The 17,342-nt window shown below is 72.2% G+C and carries 15 protein-coding genes and 2 pseudogenes; 9 read left to right on the top strand and 8 right to left on the bottom strand.

Annotation, left to right across the window (positions count from 1 at the left end; translation table 11 throughout):
* Positions 1–41 precede the first annotated feature (41 nt).
* The 3 genes from BLW57_RS21895 to BLW57_RS21885 all read right to left on the bottom strand — a co-directional run bounded on the left by BLW57_RS21895 (position 42) and on the right by BLW57_RS21885 (position 2,557).
* Positions 42–695, bottom strand: coding sequence for a TetR/AcrR family transcriptional regulator (locus BLW57_RS21895; protein ID WP_093476716.1), 654 nt, complete (start codon positions 693–695; stop codon positions 42–44).
* On the bottom strand, positions 692–1,519 hold the full coding sequence (locus BLW57_RS21890) for a sugar phosphate isomerase/epimerase family protein (protein WP_093476715.1): 828 nt from the start codon (positions 1,517–1,519) through the stop codon (positions 692–694). The genes BLW57_RS21895 and BLW57_RS21890 overlap by 4 nt, the downstream gene beginning before the upstream one ends.
* 105 nt (positions 1,520–1,624) lie before the next feature.
* Entirely contained in the window at positions 1,625–2,557 is a 933-nt protein-coding gene (locus BLW57_RS21885; RefSeq protein ID WP_093476713.1) for a Ppx/GppA family phosphatase, read from the bottom strand.
* A 71-nt stretch (positions 2,558–2,628) separates the two neighbouring features.
* Between BLW57_RS21885 and BLW57_RS21880 the strand changes: the two genes are divergently transcribed.
* Complete coding sequence (locus BLW57_RS21880; RefSeq protein ID WP_093476712.1) at positions 2,629–3,468, top strand: DUF3109 family protein; 840 nt, start codon at positions 2,629–2,631, stop codon at positions 3,466–3,468.
* Positions 3,469–4,063: 595 nt separating this feature from the next.
* On the opposite strand, the pseudogene BLW57_RS21875 reads toward BLW57_RS21880, so the two are convergent.
* Positions 4,064–4,300 (bottom strand): annotated as a pseudogene (locus tag BLW57_RS21875) (transcriptional regulator); the annotation flags it as partial.
* A gap of 22 nt (positions 4,301–4,322) precedes the next feature.
* Between BLW57_RS21875 and BLW57_RS21870 the strand changes: the two are divergent.
* Positions 4,323–5,108 carry an SDR family oxidoreductase gene (locus tag BLW57_RS21870; RefSeq protein WP_093476710.1) on the top strand — a complete coding sequence of 262 codons (786 nt, stop codon included), beginning with the start codon at positions 4,323–4,325 and terminating at the stop codon, positions 5,106–5,108.
* A 17-nt stretch (positions 5,109–5,125) separates the two neighbouring features.
* Here BLW57_RS21870 and BLW57_RS42450 read toward each other — a convergent pair.
* Both BLW57_RS42450 and BLW57_RS21860 read right to left on the bottom strand, forming a co-directional pair.
* A pseudogene (locus BLW57_RS42450) lies at positions 5,126–5,290 on the bottom strand (IS630 family transposase); the annotation flags it as partial.
* Between the two features lie 83 nt (positions 5,291–5,373).
* Positions 5,374–7,053, bottom strand: a complete 1,680-nt coding sequence (locus BLW57_RS21860; RefSeq protein WP_093476709.1) for a BACON domain-containing protein — start codon at positions 7,051–7,053, stop codon at positions 5,374–5,376.
* A gap of 196 nt (positions 7,054–7,249) precedes the next feature.
* Here BLW57_RS21860 and radA point away from each other — a divergent pair, with 196 nt between their 5' ends.
* On the top strand, positions 7,250–8,659 hold the full coding sequence (gene radA, locus BLW57_RS21855) for a DNA repair protein RadA (RefSeq protein ID WP_093476707.1): 1,410 nt from the start codon (positions 7,250–7,252) through the stop codon (positions 8,657–8,659).
* Positions 8,660–8,739: 80 nt separating this feature from the next.
* Positions 8,740–9,864 (top strand): DNA integrity scanning diadenylate cyclase DisA, encoded by a 1,125-nt coding sequence (gene disA / locus BLW57_RS21850; protein ID WP_073901036.1) that lies wholly within the window; start codon positions 8,740–8,742, stop codon positions 9,862–9,864.
* Positions 9,865–9,975: 111 nt separating this feature from the next.
* Here disA and BLW57_RS21845 read toward each other — a convergent pair whose 3' ends face one another.
* Positions 9,976–10,809: a hypothetical protein gene (locus BLW57_RS21845; protein ID WP_176985680.1), complete on the bottom strand. Its 834-nt coding sequence runs from the start codon at positions 10,807–10,809 to the stop codon at positions 9,976–9,978.
* 180 nt (positions 10,810–10,989) lie between these two features.
* Here BLW57_RS21845 and BLW57_RS21840 point away from each other — a divergent pair, with 180 nt between their 5' ends.
* The 5 genes from BLW57_RS21840 to cseC all read left to right on the top strand — a co-directional run bounded on the left by BLW57_RS21840 (position 10,990) and on the right by cseC (position 15,417).
* Positions 10,990–11,865: an HhH-GPD family protein gene (locus BLW57_RS21840; protein WP_093476705.1), complete on the top strand. Its 876-nt coding sequence runs from the start codon at positions 10,990–10,992 to the stop codon at positions 11,863–11,865.
* A 272-nt stretch (positions 11,866–12,137) separates the two neighbouring features.
* Entirely contained in the window at positions 12,138–12,677 is a 540-nt protein-coding gene (locus BLW57_RS21835; RefSeq protein WP_073901040.1) for a SigE family RNA polymerase sigma factor, read from the top strand.
* A gap of 41 nt (positions 12,678–12,718) precedes the next feature.
* Positions 12,719–13,312, top strand: coding sequence for a hypothetical protein (locus BLW57_RS21830; RefSeq protein ID WP_093476704.1), 594 nt, complete (start codon positions 12,719–12,721; stop codon positions 13,310–13,312).
* A gap of 34 nt (positions 13,313–13,346) precedes the next feature.
* Entirely contained in the window at positions 13,347–14,051 is a 705-nt protein-coding gene (cseB, locus tag BLW57_RS21825) for a two-component system response regulator CseB (protein ID WP_093476702.1), read from the top strand.
* A 13-nt stretch (positions 14,052–14,064) separates the two neighbouring features.
* Positions 14,065–15,417, top strand: a complete 1,353-nt coding sequence (gene cseC, locus BLW57_RS21820; RefSeq protein WP_093480816.1) for a two-component system sensor histidine kinase CseC — start codon at positions 14,065–14,067, stop codon at positions 15,415–15,417.
* Positions 15,418–15,658: 241 nt separating this feature from the next.
* Here the strand turns inward: cseC and BLW57_RS21815 are convergent, their stop codons facing one another.
* On the bottom strand, positions 15,659–17,233 hold the full coding sequence (locus tag BLW57_RS21815; RefSeq protein ID WP_093476700.1) for an MDR family MFS transporter: 1,575 nt from the start codon (positions 17,231–17,233) through the stop codon (positions 15,659–15,661).
* Positions 17,234–17,342: the final 109 nt, after the last annotated feature.

Below are 17,342 nucleotides of genomic sequence, written 5' to 3'. Positions count from 1 at the left end.
CCGCGGGTGCGGCGGGTACCGGGGAGCGGTCGCCGCACGGCTCAGGGGTTGGTCAGGTGCCCCTGCACGACGGGAGCGACCCGGGCGATGATCTGCTCCAGGTCCGCGGAGGCCAGCGGCTCCAGCTTGATCACGTAGCGCATCATCGCCGCACCGACCAGCTGCGCGGCGGCCAGCTCGGCCCGCAGTTCCGCGTCCGGCAGGTCCACCTGGGCGGCGACGCGGCGTAGCAGCTGGGCGGCGACGAGGCGGCGGAAGACGGCGGCGGCGGTCTCGTTGTTCACGGCGGACCGCACGATCGCGAGGAGCGGGGTGCGGGTCGTGGGGTTGTCCCAGACGCCGAAGATGAAGCGGGTCAGCCGCTCCCCCACGCCGTCCAGCGGTCCGTCGGCCAGCGCGTCGGGCGCGTCGAGCGCGGGCGCGAAGGCGACCTCGATGGCCGCCTCGAAGATCTGGTCCTTGGTGCCGAAGTAGTGGTGGACGAGCGCCGAGTCCACACCGGCCGCCTTGGCGATGCCGCGTACGGACGTCTTCTCGTACCCCCGCTCGGAGAACTCCTCACGGGCCGCGGCGAGGATGCGGTCGCGGGTGTCGGCGGACTCGGCGCGCGGGGGGCGGCCCCGGCGGCGTGCCGTGGTCCCGTTCCCCGCGGGGGGCGTGCCGCCGTCCGCCGGCGGCTGCGCGGTGCCGTTCATCGCCGGGGCACCCGCACCGCCGCCGAGGCGAGGTGCTTGCGCGTGAACTCCAGGGCCTCGGCGAGATCGGCCTCGCGCTCGGCGCTGGACATCGCCCGCCGGGTGTTGACCTCGATCACGACGTGGCCGTCGAACCCGGTGAACGCGAGGCGCTCCAGCACCTCGGCGCAGGGCTGGGTGCCGCGGCCGGGCACGAGGTGCTCGTCCTTGGCGGAGCCCCGGCCGTCGGCGAGGTGGATGTGCCCGAGGCGGTCGCCCATGCGGTCGATCATGTCCAGGGCGTCGGTGCGGGCCGTCGCCGTGTGGCTGAGGTCGATCGTGAAGTGCCGGTAGTCGTGCCGGGTGACGTCCCAGTCGGGGGCGTAGGCGAGCATCTCGCGGTCGCGGTAGCGCCACGGGTACATGTTCTCGACGGCGAACCGTACGTCCGTCTCGTCTGCCATCCGCCAGATCCCGTCGACGAAGTCCCGGGCGTACTGCCGCTGCCAGCGGAAGGGCGGGTGGACGACGACGGTGGAGGCACCGAGCTTCTCCGCGGCCGACCGGGCCCGCTGGAGCTTGGCCCAGGGGTCGGTGGACCAGACCCGCTGGGTGATCAGCAGACAAGGGGCGTGGACGGCCAGGATCGGGACGGCGTGGTAGTCCGACAGGCGGCGCAGCGCCTCGATGTCCTGGCTGACCGGATCGGTCCACACCATGACCTCGACGCCGTCGTAGCCGAGGCGCGCGGCGATCTCGAAGGCCGTCGCCGTCGACTCCGGATACACGGAGGCCGTCGACAGGGCGACGCGCACGTCCTTTGCTTCAGCCACGTCCGTCACCATACGGCGTCGGGTGGTGCCCATGTTCGGTGCCTGTTCGCCGTTGTGAGGTTTGCCATGCGGGCGGCCGCGGGATCCCGCGCGGCCCCCCGCGCCCCTCCCGGGACGCTATGCGGAGCCCATGTGGTCGAGGCGCCGCAGGATCACGCCCTCGCGCAGGGCCCACGGACAGATCTCCAGGTTCTCCACCCCGAACAGGTCCATCGCGCCCTCGGCCACCAGGGCGCCGGCGAGGAGCTGGTTGGCCCTGCCCTCCGAGACGCCGGGGAGTTCGGCGCGCTGGTCCGTGGTCATGCCGGCCAGGCGCGGCACCCAGGCCTCCAGGGACTCGCGCTTGAGCTCGCGCTGGACGTAGGGGCCCTCGGCGCTGCGGGCGGCGCCGGCGATGCGGGCCAGCTGCTTGAAGGTCTTGGAGGTGGCGACGACGTGGTCGGGGGCGCCGAAGCGGCTGAACTCGCCGACCGTGCGGGCGATCTGCGCGCGGACGTGCCGGCGCAGGGCGCGGACGTCTTCCGGGGCCGGCGGGTCCTCGGGCAGCCAGCCGGCGGTGAGCCGGCCGGCTCCGAGCGGGAGGGAGACGGCGGTGTCCGGTTCCTCGTCCATGCCGTAGGCGATCTCCAGGGAGCCGCCGCCGATGTCCAGGACCAGCAGTTTTCCGGCGGACCAGCCGAACCAGCGGCGGACCGCGAGGAAGGTGAGCCGGGCCTCCTCCTCGCCGCTGAGCACCTGGAGGCGGACACCGGTCTCGGCCTCCACGCGCGCGAGGACGTCGTCGGCGTTCCCGGCGTCGCGCACGGCGGAGGTGGCGAACGGCAGCAGGTCCTCGACGCCCTTGTCCTCGGCGGCCTGGAGCGCCTCCCGTACGACGGCGATCAGCTTCTCTATGCCGTCGTCGCCGATGGCACCGCTGTCGTCGAGGAGTTGGGCGAGCCGAAGTTCGGCCTTGTGCGAATGCGCGGGCAGCGGGCACGCGCCGGGGTGGGCGTCCACCACCAGCAGATGCACCGTGTTCGAACCCACGTCCAGGACACCGAGTCTCATATACGGAACGCTACTGCCAGAACGCCGCTGCTCGGTCCCCGGAGCGGGCCCCGGCCACTTACCCTGGACGAGTGCCAAAGACGAAAAAGGCGAACTCCGATAAAGCAGAAAAGGCGGACAAGGTTCGCAAGGGCGGCAAGTCCTCCAAGGGGTCGAAGGTGAGCGACGAGAAGGGGCTCGACTTCGCACGCGCCTGGGTGGAGTTCCCTGATCCGGCGGACGACGAGCAGGTCTTCCGCTGCGATCTGACATGGCTGACCTCCCGCTGGAACTGCATCTTCGGCAGCGGCTGTCAGGGCATCCAGGCGGGCCGCGCGGACGACGGGTGCTGCTCGCTGGGCGCCCACTTCTCCGACGAGGACGACGAGAAGCGGGTGGCCGAGCATGTGGCGAGGCTCACCCCGGACATCTGGCAGCACCACGACGAGGGCGTGCGCGGCGGCTGGGTCTCCGAGGACGAGGAGGGGTCCCGGCAGACGCGGCCCTTCCAGGGCTCCTGCATCTTCCAGAACCGTCCCGGGTTCGCGGGCGGCATGGGCTGCTCGCTGCACATCCTCGCCCTGAAGGAGGGCCGGGAGCCGCTGGAGACCAAGCCGGACGTGTGCTGGCAGCTGCCGATCCGGCGGACGTACGACTGGATCGACCGGCCGGACGACACGCGCGTGCTGCAGGTGTCCATCGGGGAGTACGACCGCCGGGGCTGGGGCCCGGGCGGCCACGATCTGCACTGGTGGTGCACCTCGGCGACCTCGGCGCACGGCGCGGGCGACCCCGTGTACGTCTCCTACCGGGCCGAGCTGACCGAGCTGATGGGCAAGGCCGGCTACGACCGCCTCGTCGAGCTGTGTGAACAGCGGCTGGCGTCGCAGCTGCCCCTGGTCGCCCCGCACCCGGCCGACCCGGCGCCCTAGCGGCGGAGCCGGCCCTCCCGCGCGGCCCGCGGCCCGGCCTTCCGCCCGGCCGTCCCGGTCGGGCGGAGGGCGTTCCGGCGGGCGCGGGATGCGGCCGCGTCCCGGTGGGCGAGGGGCGGACGCGTTCCGCGTGCCCGGCCGACCGGTGCCGCGCGCTCCCGGCGGGACGTCCTCCGGCCCGCGGTTCGTCCGGCGCCCGGAACGGACATGCCCGTCCCGTCCACGCCGCACGGGCCGCGTCCGGCACCGCGACTTCCGGCCGGAGACGGTGACCTGGCCAGTCCCCCGCCCCGTCCCCCGGCTCCCCCGTCGCGTCCACCGCTAGTGCTGTGACCGGGAAGGTTCACCGGGTCGGGTCGCGCTGATGACTCCGTCCGGCTCGGATGGGATCCGGGGGCGCAGCCCATGATGGCGATTCTTGAGAAGACGACCGACGTTGCCCCTCGCCTCACTTGATCTGGTTATCAACGGCGCGGGATGATGGGCATGCGTGATATCGACGGCGATCCGGTGTTGCCTGGTCGATGAGGTAGGAGGGTGTGTCCCGGCCCTGCTCATGGCTGTTCGGTGCCGGTTCGGAGCAGCCATACGACGCCGCGGGGGTGTTCGGTCGTGTCGCATATCGGTGGCGCATGGCGTCGCTGGCTGCGGGACCCACGGTGAAGACGTAGGTGTCGCTGTCGTCGAGCCGGCGGCCGGTCTTGGCGTCGACGACGGGCTCGACTTCCTCGCCGCTGTGCGTGTCGATGAGGATCATGCTGCGTTCGGCCGGTGTGAGGCGGGAGTTGCCCCACGCGGCCAGGGCGACGATCACCGGCCGCAGGGAGCGCCCGCACCCGGGAACGGAGCACAACGTGACCACACCTATCAGCGACTCCCTCGAAGGCCGACGCGCTCTGGTCACCGGCGGCACCAAGGGCACCGGAGCCGCCATCGCCCGACGTCTCGCCCAGGTCGGCGCGACCGTGCTGGTCACGGCCCGCAGGCGCCCCGACGACGTCGAGGAGAAGGCGTTCATCACCGCCGACCTGTCCACCGCCCAGGGCGCAGCCCACGTGGCCGCCGAGGTGGACGCCCGCGTGGGAGGCGTCGACATCCTGGTCAACACCCTCGGCGGGTCCGAGGCGCCGGCCGGAGGGTTCGCCGCGCTCGGCGAGGACGACTGGGCCAGGGAGCTGAACACGAACCTGCTGGCCGCCGTCCGTCTGGACCGCGCGCTCCTGCCGCACATGATCGCCACGGGTAAGGGCGTGATCGTCCATGTCACCTCGATCCAGCGCCGCATGCCCCTGTGGAACGGAACCCTGGCCTACGCAGCCGCCAAGGCCGCCCTGACCACCTACAGCAAGGGCCTCGCCAACGAGGTCGCCCCGCACGGCGTCCGCGTCAACACCGTCTCGCCCGGTTTCGTGCAGACCTCGGCCGCCGACAACCTCGTCGCCCGGATCGCCCACGAAGCAGACATCACCCGGGAAGCGGCGCTGGGCCGGCTCATGGACTCGCTGGGCGGCATCCCGCTGGGCCGTCCCAACCGGCCCGACGAAGTGGCCGAGCTCGTCGCCTTCCTCGTCTCGGACCGCGCCTCGGCCATCGTCGGCGCCGAACACGTCATCGACGGCGGCACCACCCCCACCGTCTGAACCCGCCACCGGGTCGGCTGCACCGGCTGGGCGATCACCGGCACCCGATTCCCGCTGGCCGAGGCCAACAACATCATCACGCGCCGACAGCGCACCGAGTCGGTGCTGCCACGACGCACAATCTGCTGCAGTTTCTGCCCCTCCTGGTCGGTCAGTCTGCGCACACGGACAGGCTCGGCCACTGCACCTCCAGCGGTCGGATCGAACGTCACCGCACATCCAACCGTCATGATCACCAAACCGGCGAACCTATGTGGTCACAGCACTAGCTGTCCGACGGGCTCGGTGGCTCGCTGTCGCTCGGCGGGGGCGTCGGGGTCGGGGAGCCGGACGGCGGTGGGTCGCTGGGGGTCGCGGGCGGGGTGGACGGTGCGGGTGACTCGCTGGTGGGCGGGTCGGTGGGGGGCGTGGCGGACGGCGTCGGATCGGGACTGGCGGACGACTGCGGGGGCGTGGGACGGCTCGGCGCGGTGCCGTAGCCGTCGATCGTGACCACGGCACCGGCCGGGGAGACCGCCACCCGCGCGCGCCAGTGACCGGAGGGCTCCCGCAGATGGTCGACGTACACCTTGATCGTCGCCGTCTCGCCGGGGGCGAGGGTCCCCGAGGACCGGCTGAAGTAGAGCCAGGCCGCCGAGGTGGCCGCGGACCAGCGCACCTTCCCGGAACCGGACGCGGTCAGGGTGATCAGGGTGGTGTCACCGGCGTTCGCCGCGCCGACCGTGAGCCGCGCGGCACCCTTGCTGTCGCCGTCGGAGACGCTCACGACCTCCACGGAGACGTCCGGCTTGCCGTCCTTGCCGATGCGGACGCCGGGCTTCACGCGCGCGTTGCCCGCGTTCTCGTAGCCGCCGGCCGTGTCGCCGCCGAGGGCGTCGGGGCCCTGCGCCTCCCGCGCGGTGGCGGAGGGGCCGTCCTCGTCACCCACCGGGGCGCCCCGGTAGGCCGCCCAGAGGGCGAGCACCGGTGCGGCGACGACCGTGGCGACCACGGTCGTGGTGACGGCACGCGCGCGGATGCGGTCGCGGCGGGCCGCGCGGTCCTTGGGGTCCATCGGGAAGCCCCGCCGGTCGAAACGCGGCACGTCGGCGCCGCGCGTGCGTGAGTGGTGCGCGAGGGCCATGTGCAGGGCGGCGCGGGGGGCCTCCAGGACGGGCAGCTCCGCCGGGGTGACCGTGGCACCGGGCCAGCGGCCGGGTACGGCGCGCTCGGCGGTGCGGCGGCAGCGCGGGCAGTCGTCGACGTGCCGGACCAGTTCCCGGCGCAGTGCGGTGCTGAGGACGAGCCGGCTGTCCCCGGTGAGGTGGGCCACGCTCGGGCAGCCGCCGGTCTCGACGACGGCGAGGGCGGCCCGGGTGCGCTCGACCTCGCAGGCGGCCGTGGCGAGCAGTTCGCGCGCGGCCGCGGGTTCCATGCCGAGGACGGCGGCGACCTCGTGGGCGGCGAGACGATGGCGGACGGCGAGCTCCAGGGCCTCGCGCTGCTCCGGGGTGGTGCCCGCCGCCTCCGGCCAGGCCAGCAGCGCCAGTTCGCGGCGCCTCTGCTCCTGGGCCTCCACGGCGACGGGCGGTTCCGGCACCGTCTTACCGGCCGGCGTCCGGCCCGCCGCGTGGGAGGCCTGACGTTTCTGCTTGGCCTCGGCCAGCTTGCGCAGGCACGCCCAGCGGGCCAGCGCGTACAGCCAGGCCCTGCGGTCTCCCGCGGCATCCGGGACGCGGGTCCCGCGCCGCTCGGCCAGGGCGAGGACGTCACCGAGGGCGGCGGTGGCCGTGTCGTGGTCGCACAGCACCGACAGACAGTAGGTGAACAGACCGTCCAGGTACGGCTCGTAGCGCGCCGGCGGCCGCTGGGCCAGGGTGCGCGCGGCGGCGCGGTCGCGCGCCTCGCGGTGCGCCCGGTGCGCGCCGGTCGTGCGGGTCGTGGTCTGCGGACTGCTGCTCATCACCCGTGCGACCGTAGGCGGCGGCGGAGTGCCCGTTCTGGAACCTTGAGCACTTTTAATCCGTACGGGTGAAACGATCCCTCATAAGGGGACAGGAACCATTTATTCCGCGGCCGGATCCCGGTGTGGGTGGCCGATACCCGACCACCCACACGCGGCCCCCGGTCTCGTTGTCAGTGCTCCGGGCTACGGTTTCCGCATGGCTGCCCGTACCAAGACCACCAAGGACCGCCCGTCCTACCGCTGCACCGAGTGCGGCTGGCAGACGGCCAAGTGGCTCGGCCGCTGTCCCGAGTGCCAGGCCTGGGGCACGGTCGAGGAGTACGGCGCGCCCGCGGTCCGCACCACGGCGCCGGGCCGGGTGACCAGCTCCGCGCTGCCCATCGGCCAGGTCGACGGCCGCCGGGCCACCGCCCGCTCCACCGGGGTGCCCGAGCTGGACCGGGTGCTAGGCGGCGGCCTCGTGCCCGGTGCGGTGGTGCTCCTCGCGGGCGAGCCCGGCGTCGGCAAGTCCACCCTCCTGCTGGACGTGGCCGCCAAGTCCGCGAGCACCGAGCACCCCACCCTCTACGTCACCGGTGAGGAGTCCGCGAGCCAGGTGCGGCTGCGCGCCGACCGCATCGGCGCCCTCGACGACCACCTCTATCTGGCGGCCGAGACCGATCTGTCCGCCGTCCTCGGCCACTTGGACGAGGTGAAGCCGTCGCTGCTGATCCTCGACTCGGTGCAGACGGTGGCCTCCCCGGAGATCGAGGGTGCGCCCGGCGGCATGGCCCAGGTCCGGGAGGTCGCGGGCGCCCTCATCCGCGCCTCCAAGGAACGCGGCATGTCCACGCTCCTGGTGGGCCACGTCACGAAGGACGGCGCGATCGCCGGCCCCCGCCTGCTGGAGCACCTGGTCGATGTCGTCCTGCACTTCGAGGGCGACCGGCACGCCCGCCTGCGCCTGGTGCGCGGCGTGAAGAACCGCTACGGGGCGACGGACGAGGTCGGCTGCTTCGAGCTGCACGACGAGGGCATCACGGGTCTCGCCGACCCGAGCGGTCTCTTCCTCACCCGCCGCGCCGAACCGGTACCCGGCACCTGTCTGACGGTCACGCTGGAGGGCCGCCGCCCGCTGGTGGCCGAGGTGCAGGCGCTGACCGTCGACTCCCAGATTCCCTCCCCGCGCCGCACGACGTCGGGCCTGGAGACCTCCCGGGTGTCGATGATGCTCGCCGTGCTGGAGCAGCGGGGCCGGATCAGCGCGCTGGGCAAGCGCGACATCTACTCCGCGACGGTCGGCGGAGTGAAGCTCTCGGAGCCGGCCGCGGACCTCGCCATCGCGCTCGCGCTCGCGTCCGCCGCGAGCGACACCCCGCTGCCGAAGAACCTGGTGGCCATCGGCGAGGTGGGGCTCGCCGGGGAGGTCAGACGGGTCACGGGGGTGCAGCGCAGGCTCGCCGAGGCGCACCGGCTGGGCTTCACGCACGCGCTCGTGCCGACCGACCCGGGCAAGGTGCCGGCCGGTATGAAGGTGCTGGAAGTCGCCGACATGGGAGAGGCGCTCCGGGTGCTGCCGCGCTCCCGTCGCCGAGAGGCCCCACGGGAGTCGGAGGAGCGCCGGTAGACTTTGCCCAGGTCTCGCCCGTCCGTACGAACAGAGTGCGCACGACGGCAGCGCCCAGAACCTGCGACCGGAGGAGTGCAGTGGCAGCCAATGACCGGGCAGCAGCTCCCGGAAAGTCCGGTGGGAGTGCCGGTTCCGATCGCCTGATGCGCGCCTCGCTGAGTGCCGTGGCTCCGGGTACGGCCCTGCGCGACGGACTGGAGCGGGTGCTGCGCGGCAACACCGGCGGTCTCATCGTGCTCGGCTCGGACAAGACGGTCGAGGCGATGTGCACGGGCGGTTTCGTACTGGACGTCGAGTTCGCCGCGACCCGGCTGCGGGAGCTGTGCAAGCTGGACGGCGGCATCGTGCTGTCCTCGGACCTGTCGAAGATCCTGCGCGCGGGCGTCCAGCTGGTGCCGGACCCGACGATCCCCACGGAGGAGACCGGCACGCGGCACCGCACGGCGGACCGGGTGAGCAAGCAGGTCGGCTTCCCTGTGGTGTCGGTCTCCCAGTCGATGCGGCTGATCGCCCTGTACGTGGACGGTCAGCGCCGGGTCCTGGAGGACTCCGCGGCGATCCTGTCCCGCGCGAACCAGGCGCTCGCCACGCTGGAGCGGTACAAGCTCCGCCTGGACGAGGTCGCGGGCACGCTGTCGGCGCTGGAGATCGAGGACCTGGTGACGGTCCGGGACGTGTCGGCGGTCGCCCAGCGACTGGAGATGGTCCGGCGCATCGCCACCGAAATCGCCGAATACGTGGTCGAACTGGGCACGGACGGACGTCTCCTCGCGCTGCAGCTGGAGGAGTTGATCGCGGGGGTGGAGCCCGACCGCGAGCTGGTCGTCCGGGACTACGTCCCCGAGCCGACGGCGAAGCGCTCCCGCACGGTCGACGAGGCGCTGGCCGAGCTGGACGCCCTGACCCACGCGGAGCTTCTCGAACTCGGCACGGTGGCGCGGGCGCTGGGCTACACCGGCTCTCCCGAGACGCTCGACTCCGCGGTGTCCCCGCGCGGCTTCCGGCTGCTGGCCAAGGTGCCGAGGCTGCCGGGCGCGATCATCGACCGCCTGGTGGAGCACTTCGGCGGTCTGCAGAAGCTGCTCGCCGCGAGCGTCGACGATCTGCAGACCGTGGACGGGGTGGGCGAGGCCCGGGCGCGGAGCGTGCGCGAGGGTCTGTCGCGGCTGGCGGAGTCGTCCATCCTGGAGCGGTACGTCTGAGACCCGGCCGGGGCGCCCACCGGCTCGGGGGGCGTTGCCGTCCCGCGGCTGCGGGGGCGTCGTGGCTTGTCGCGCGGTTCCCCGCGCCCCTTCGGGGCGCTCCGGTGGTGTCTAGTCCGCGGACAGGACGAACGACGCCTGGGTCTTGGTGAGGCCCGGCGCCTTGGCCTCCAGCAGGTAGGTGCCCGCCTTCGCCGAGCCCGCGGGGGGCGTCGCACAGTGGGCGGCGCTCGGCTTGCGGTCCCACGTCACGGTGTACGTGATGCTCTTGCCCGCGGTCACCCGGAACAGCAGGCTCCCGGCTCCCTTGGGGCAGTCGTCCGACGACCAGTACGCGTCGTCCCCGTCCGCCGGGGTGATCGTCAACACCGCGTTCTTCGGCCCGAGATCGACCTTGCAGTCCTCGGACGCACTGTTCTTCGCGGTGAGTTCGAAGGTCGGCGTCTGGTCCGGCGAGTAGGAGTTGTGCAGGCTGCGCAGACTCAACACCAGCGATCCGGCGGAGCAGTTGCGCAGCGACGAGGACGCCGGAATGGCGTCGCCCGTGCCGACGTTCCCGGAACCAGAGCCGGAGCCGGACCCCGAGCCGTCGCCCGAACCCCCGGACCCGGCGGAACCGGCGGACCCCGACGACCCCGCGTCCGTGCCGCCGCCGTCACCACCGGTGCCGGAACCGCTCCCGTCGGAGTCCCCACCGCCCGACTCGTCGCGCCCGCCCGGGTGTTGGCTGATCGCGGACCCCGAGGGGGTGGGGCCCGGCGTGATGGTGTGCTGGGGATTCTTGCCGTCGGCCCCGTCGGCGCCCTTCTTGCCGCCACCGCCGCCGAAGCTCACGATCCACGTGATCAGCAGCGCCAACAGGGCGACCACGGACAGCAGTACGGCCCTCCGACGCCAGTAGATGGTGGAGGGAAGCGGCCCGACCGGATTGCGCAGAGATCCCACGGCGCAAACTTTACGAGAGATCGTGACGCATGCTGGCCCCACCCGCCGCGCCCGCACCAACTTTTCCGGATCATCATCCCGGCAACTGACATCGGCGGCGGGCTTCTTCACCTTTCGCGACGTTCGGTCACCGCGCCGTCACACCCGGCACCCGCCGAGCCGTGGCAGGATCGGAAGGCCATGACTGAGAAGCTTCACGCCCCCGTGATCGCCTGGTTCGACGCCCACGCCCGCGACCTCCCCTGGCGCCGCCCGGAGGCGGGCCCGTGGGGTGTGATGGTCAGCGAGTTCATGCTCCAGCAGACCCCCGTCAGCCGGGTGCTGCCCGTCTACGAGCAGTGGCTGGCCCGCTGGCCCCGCCCCGCCGACCTCGCGAAGGAGGCCCCGGGCGAGGCGGTGCGCGCCTGGGGCCGGCTCGGCTATCCCCGCCGGGCCCTGCGGCTGCACGGCGCCGCGGTCGCCATAACGGAACGGCACGGCGGCGACGTACCGACGGACCATGCGCAGCTGCTGGCCCTGCCGGGCATCGGCGAGTACACGGCCGCCGCCGTCGCCTCGTTCGCCTACGGGCAGCGGCACCCGGTACTGGACACCAATGTGCGCCGGGTCCTCGCCCGGGCGGTGACGGGCGTGCAGTACCCGCCGAACGCGACCACGGCGGCCGAGCGGCGTCTGGCCCGGGAACTGCTCCCGGAGGACGACGGGACCGCCGCCCGCTGGGCCGCCGCCTCCATGGAGCTGGGCGCGCTGGTGTGCACGGCACGCAACGAGGGCTGCGCCCGGTGCCCGATCGCCGCACAGTGCGCCTGGCGGCTCGCCGGCAAGCCGGAGCACGCCGGCCCGCCGCGTCGCGGGCAGACGTACGCGGGCACCGACCGGCAGGTGCGCGGCAAGCTGCTCGCTGTGCTGCGGGAGGCGCACGCGCCGGTGCCGCAGACGCTCCTGGACCGGGTGTGGCACGAGCCGGTGCAGCGCGCCCGCGCGCTCGACGGGCTCGTCACCGACGGTCTGGTGGAGCCGCTGGCGGGCGGTCTGTACCGGCTGCCGTCGGCCTGACGGGCGGCCAAGTCACGGCCGACGGGGGTTCGTTACGAAGCCTTCAGTCCGACAAAGCGCTACATAAAGGGACATTCAGGTCACTCGCTTTACCCGTTTCCTCCTTCCGTTACACAACCGACGGACAGCCGACTGCTAGCCGCAGGCTGGTCCGCACAGCCCCGTGACAACCGCTCCGTAGCTTCTTCTCCGTGCCCGGCAGACCACGGGACACGGGGACTGAAGGACTCCGGACGCGATCCGGGGTGAACGGGGAACGGAGGCGGTTGATCATGGCGCAGGGCGAGGTGCTCGAATTCGAGGAGTACGTCCGCACCCGGCAGGACGCGCTGCTGCGCAGCGCCCGCCGACTGGTGCCGGACCCGGTCGACGCCCAGGACCTGCTCCAGACCGCGCTGGTGCGTACGTACGGCCGCTGGGACGGCATCGCCGACAAGCGGCTCGCCGACGCGTACCTGCGCCGGGTCATGATCAACACGCGGACCGAGTGGTGGCGGGCGCGCAAGCTGGAGGAGGTCCCGACCGAGCAGCTGCCGGACGCGTCCGTGGACGACTCCACCGAGCAGCACGCCGACCGGGCCCTGCTGATGGACATCATGAAGGTGCTGGCGCCGAAGCAGCGCAGTGTCGTGGTGCTGCGACACTGGGAGCAGATGTCCACGGAGGAGACGGCCGCCGCCCTCGGCATGTCGGCCGGAACGGTCAAGAGCACGCTGCACCGGGCGCTCGCCCGGCTCCGCGAGGAGCTGGAGGCCCGCGATCTGGACGCACGCGCGCTGGAGCGTGAGGAGCAGGAGCGTTGCGCGGCCTGACCGGGGCCGGGCCCGACCGGGCCCGAGGGAGTTCATTGGCGGTGATCGCGGCGGTGGCCTCGATCGCCGCCCTCGCCCTTTTCGTCGCCGCCTGCGGTGCCGGGGGGACGGGGCCCCGGGACGAGGGCCCGGCGCACGCGTCCGCGGTGGCGGGCGCCGTCGCCTCCCCCTCGCCGAGCCCGTCCGAGAAGTACCGGCGGGTGGACGCGGTCGACCTGATCAAGAAGGATCCGGCGGTGTCCGGGACGGTGAAGCGGGAGCTGAAGCCGTGCAGCGGCGACGACTACCCGGTCGACGTCACCTACGGCGAGCTGACCGGCGGATCCGTCAACGACGTCCTGGTCAACGTGACGACCTGCGGTGACTACGTGGGCATCGCCACGTACGTGTACCGCGAGGAGAACGGCACGTTCACGAACGTCTTCAAGAACGAGGAGTCGCCGGTCTACGCGGAGATCGACGGCGCCGACCTGACCGTGACCAAGCAGGTCTACGACACGGACAATCCGGTGTCGAACCCGTCGAGGGAGACCGTGATCACTTACGGCTGGCGGTCGGGGCGCTTCGTCCAGACACAGATCCACGAGACCGACTACAGCAAGACCGGCGCCGACTCCGGCGCGGCGGACGACTGACCCCCACACGATCACGAGGACTGAGAGCACCGGGATGGCAGACCAGACCCACGTCCTGTTCGTCGAGGACGACGACGTCATCCGCGAGGCCACCCAACTCGCGCTGGAGCGGGACGGTTTCGCGGTCACCGCGATGCCCGACGGCCTGTCGGGACTGGAGGCGTTCCGGGCGGACCGTCCCGACATCGCGCTGCTGGACGTCATGGTGCCGGGCCTGGACGGCGTGAGCCTGTGCCGCCGCATCCGGGACGAGTCCACCGTGCCGGTGATCATGCTCTCCGCGCGCGCCGACTCCATCGACGTGGTCCTCGGCCTGGAGGCGGGTGCGGACGACTACGTGACCAAGCCGTTCGACGGTGCCGTGCTGGTCGCGCGGATCCGCGCGGTGCTGCGCCGCTTCGGGCACGCCGGCGGGGCCGCGCAGGCCGGGGAGTCCGCCGACCCGGTGAACGGCGGCACGCTCGCCTTCGGCGACCTGGAGGTCGACACCGACGGCATGGAGGTGCGCCGGGCCGGCCGGCCGGTGGCGCTGACACCGACCGAGATGCGGCTGCTGCTGGAGTTCTCCTCCGCGCCGGGCTCCGTGCTCTCCCGCGACAAACTGCTGGAGCGGGTGTGGGACTACGGCTGGGGCGGGGACACCCGGGTCGTCGACGTGCATGTGCAGCGGCTGCGGCAGAAGATCGGCCAGGACCGGATCGAGACGGTCCGCGGTTTCGGTTACAAGCTGAAGGCCTGAGCGGAGCGGCATGATGCGGGGGATCCTTCGGCACCCGGTCCGGCACATGGAGCGGGCCGGTCTGCGCACCGGGCTCAGATGGAAGCTCAGCGCGGCGATCGCGCTGGTGGCCGGTCTGGTGGCGATCGTGCTCAGCCTGGTCGTGCACAACGCGGCCCGTGTCTCGATGCTCGACAACACGCGCGAACTGGCCAACGAACGCCTGCTGCTGGCCCAGCGCAACTACGAGCTGAACCGGGGACCGACCTTCCCCTACATCAAGATCGACGACGCGGGACTGCCGGCCACCCTGCGCGAGAAGGTCGAACAGGGCCGCCGGGCCAGTGACGTGGCCGAGCACGACGGGGTGCCGGACATCTGGGCGGCCGTACCCGTCAAGGGCGGTCATGTGCTGTCCGTGCACCTCCACATGCCGGACCGCAGCACCGACATGATGAAGGACCTGGACCAGGCCCTGGTGATCGGTTCCGTCGCGGTCGTGCTCGGCGGCAGCGCGCTGGGCGTGCTGATCGGCGGTCAGCTGTCCCGGCGGCTGCGCAAGGCGGCGGCCGCCGCGAACCAGGTCGCCAAGGGCGAGGCCGAGGTCAGGGTGCGCAAGGCCATCGGCGGGGTCGTACGCGACGAGACGGACGATCTCGCGCGGGCGGTGGACGCCATGGCGGACGCGCTCCAGCAGCGGATCGAGGCCGAACGGCGGGTCACGGCCGACATCGCGCACGAGCTGCGCACCCCGGTGACCGGTCTGCTGACCGCGGCCGAACTGCTGCCCCCGGGCCGGCCGACGGAGCTGGTCCTGGACCGCGCCAAGGCCATGCGCACCCTGGTCGAGGACGTCCTGGAGGTGGCCCGGCTGGACGGGGCCTCGGAGCGGGCGGAGTTGCAGGACCTCATGCTCGGCGAGTTCGTGGCCCGCCGGGTGGCGGCCAAGGACCCGGACATCGTCGTACGGGTGGTGCACGAGTCGGAGGTCACCACCGACCCGCGACGCCTGGAGCGGGTCCTGTTCAACCTGCTGGCCAACGCGGCACGGCACGGCCGGCCGCCGATCGAGGTGACCGTGGAGGGCCGGGTGATCCGGGTCCGCGACCACGGCCCCGGCTTCCCCGAGGAACTGCTCGCCGAGGGCCCGAGCCGGTTCCGCACCGGCAGCATGGACCGCGCCGGCACCGGACACGGGCTCGGCCTGACCATCGCGGCCGGCCAGGCGCGAGTGCTCGGCGCTCGCCTGACGTTCCGGAACGTGCGGCCCGCCGGAGTCCCCGCCCATGTCCCCGCGGAGGGCGCGGTGGCCGTGCTGTGGCTCCCGGAACACGCCCCGACGAACACGGGCAGCTACCCGGTGATGCCGCTGTCGGGAGGCGGGTGACGCGCCGTCCGGGCACCGGGGTACGGCACTTCCACGCGAGGCTCGGCCCGGGCCACGTCGGGCCCGGTCGCCGTCCGTCGCGTCCTCGGCCCGGCGCGACCAGCGGATTCGGTCACATGGCACCGAAGGCCGGCCGGGGCGGCGCCGGTTCGGGCACCGCATGGCGAAGGCCCCCGGGGCGGACACCGGCCGGGGGCCTTCGTCGGCGATCGTCAGACGCGCTCGATCACCGGGGACTCGTTCAGACGGCCTCGATCACCGCGGCCGGAGCGACGTCCTCGCCGCCCTCGGCGGGAGCCGGCTTCTGCGGACCGCTGCGCAGCGGCACTTCCTTCACGAAGAACGCGGCGATCAGCACGGGGATCGCGACGGCCGCGCCCAGCACGAACGCCGAGTGCGTGCCCGCGGAGACCGCGTGCTGGTACGCCTCCCGCGCCACCGCCGGCAGCTTGGCGAGGCTCGCCGCGTCCAGCTGCGCCGACTGCTCGGTGATCTTCGAGCCCAGGGCGCCGGCCCGCTCGGACATGACGTCCTGGACCCGGTGGTTGAACAGGGCGCCCATGATGGCGACACCGAAGGAGGAGCCGAGCGTACGGACCAGGGTGGTGGACGAGGACGCGACGCCCATGTCCTTCATCTCCACGCTGTTCTGCGCCACCAGCATGGTGGTCTGCATCAGGCAGCCCATGCCGAGGCCCAGTACGGCCATGTAGACACCGGAGGTGAACCGGGTCGTGTCGGTGTCCATCAGCGACAGCAGGTACAGACCGACGATCATCAGGGCGCCGCCGGCGATCGGGAAGATCTTGTAGCGGCCGCTGTTGGTGGTGACCCGGCCGGCGACCATCGACGTCACGAGCATCGCGCCGAGCATCGGCAGGAGCAGCAGACCCGAGTTGGTCGCGGAGGCGCCCTGCACCGCCTGCTGGTACAGCGGCAGGAACAGCGTGGCGCCGAACATCACGAAGCCGGTGATGAAGCCGATGACCGACATCAGGGTGAAGTTGCGGCTGCGGAACATGTGAAGCGGCACCACCGGTTCGGCGGCCCTGGTCTGCCAGAACACGAACCCGACCAGGCTGGCCACGCCGATTCCGGTCAGCTCCATGATCCGCGCGGAGGTCCACGCGTACTCCGTGCCGCCCCAGGTGGTGACCAGCACGATCGAGGTGATGCCGACGGTCAGCAGTGCCACGCCGAGGAAGTCGATGCGCGCCTTGGCCCGCTTCTTCGGCAGGTGCAGCACGGCGCTGACCAGGACGAGGGCGACCGCGCCGAGCGGCAGGTTGATGTAGAAGGACCAGCGCCAGCCCCAGTTGTCGGTGATGGTGCCGCCGACGAGGGGGCCGCCGATCATCGCCAGCGCCATGACACCGGCCATCATGCCCGTGTACTTGCCGCGCTCCCGCGGCGGGATGAGGTCGCCGATGATCGCCATGACGCCGACCATCAGACCACCGGCGCCGAGGCCCTGCACGGCCCGGAAGCCGATGAGCTCGCCCATGTTCTGGGCCATGCCGCTCAGCGCGGAGCCGATCAGGAAGATCACGATCGAGCTGAGGAAGGCGCCCTTGCGCCCGTACATGTCGCCGACCTTGCCCCAGATCGGGGTCGAGGCCGCGGTGGCCAGGGTGTAGCCGGTGACCACCCAGGACAGGTGCTCCAGGCCGCCCAGCTCACCGACGATCGTGGGCATCGCCGTACCCACGATCATGTTGTCCAGCATCGCGAGCATCATCGCGATCATGAGCGCGAGCAGGACGACCCGCACGCTCCTGGGCTTTTTGCCCTCGACACTCTCCACCGTGTCCGCCATCTCTTCCCACTCCCCCTGCGGCGCGCACTTACTTGCCGCCCGGCTAGTTCACTACACTGGGAAGGTAAACCTGTAACTAGCCGGGCGTCAAGTAAGTTTCCCTGGGAGC

The sequence above is a fragment of the Streptomyces sp. 1222.5 genome, from assembly GCF_900105245.1.
GTDB lineage: Bacteria > Actinomycetota > Actinomycetes > Streptomycetales > Streptomycetaceae > Streptomyces > Streptomyces albidocamelliae.
The sequence above is the reverse complement of the archived record's forward strand: the minus strand, read 5'-3'. Positions and strand labels throughout refer to the sequence as shown.

What these genes read in the sequence shown, in the direction of transcription:
- cseB (WP_093476702.1), top strand. Translation starts at nt 13,347, where the DNA reads ATGGCAGACCAGACCCACGTCCTGTTCGTCGAGGACGACGACGTCATC.
- cseC (WP_093480816.1), top strand. Translation starts at nt 14,065, where the DNA reads ATGCGGGGGATCCTTCGGCACCCGGTCCGGCACATGGAGCGGGCCGGT.
- radA (WP_093476707.1), top strand. Translation starts at nt 7,250, where the DNA reads ATGGCTGCCCGTACCAAGACCACCAAGGACCGCCCGTCCTACCGCTGC.
- BLW57_RS21890 (WP_093476715.1), bottom strand. Translation starts at nt 1,519, where the DNA reads ATGGTGACGGACGTGGCTGAAGCAAAGGACGTGCGCGTCGCCCTGTCG.
- BLW57_RS21815 (WP_093476700.1), bottom strand. Translation starts at nt 17,233, where the DNA reads ATGGCGGACACGGTGGAGAGTGTCGAGGGCAAAAAGCCCAGGAGCGTG.
- BLW57_RS21885 (WP_093476713.1), bottom strand. Translation starts at nt 2,557, where the DNA reads ATGAGACTCGGTGTCCTGGACGTGGGTTCGAACACGGTGCATCTGCTG.
- BLW57_RS21895 (WP_093476716.1), bottom strand. Translation starts at nt 695, where the DNA reads ATGAACGGCACCGCGCAGCCGCCGGCGGACGGCGGCACGCCCCCCGCG.
- BLW57_RS21840 (WP_093476705.1), top strand. Translation starts at nt 10,990, where the DNA reads ATGACTGAGAAGCTTCACGCCCCCGTGATCGCCTGGTTCGACGCCCAC.
- BLW57_RS21835 (WP_073901040.1), top strand. Translation starts at nt 12,138, where the DNA reads ATGGCGCAGGGCGAGGTGCTCGAATTCGAGGAGTACGTCCGCACCCGG.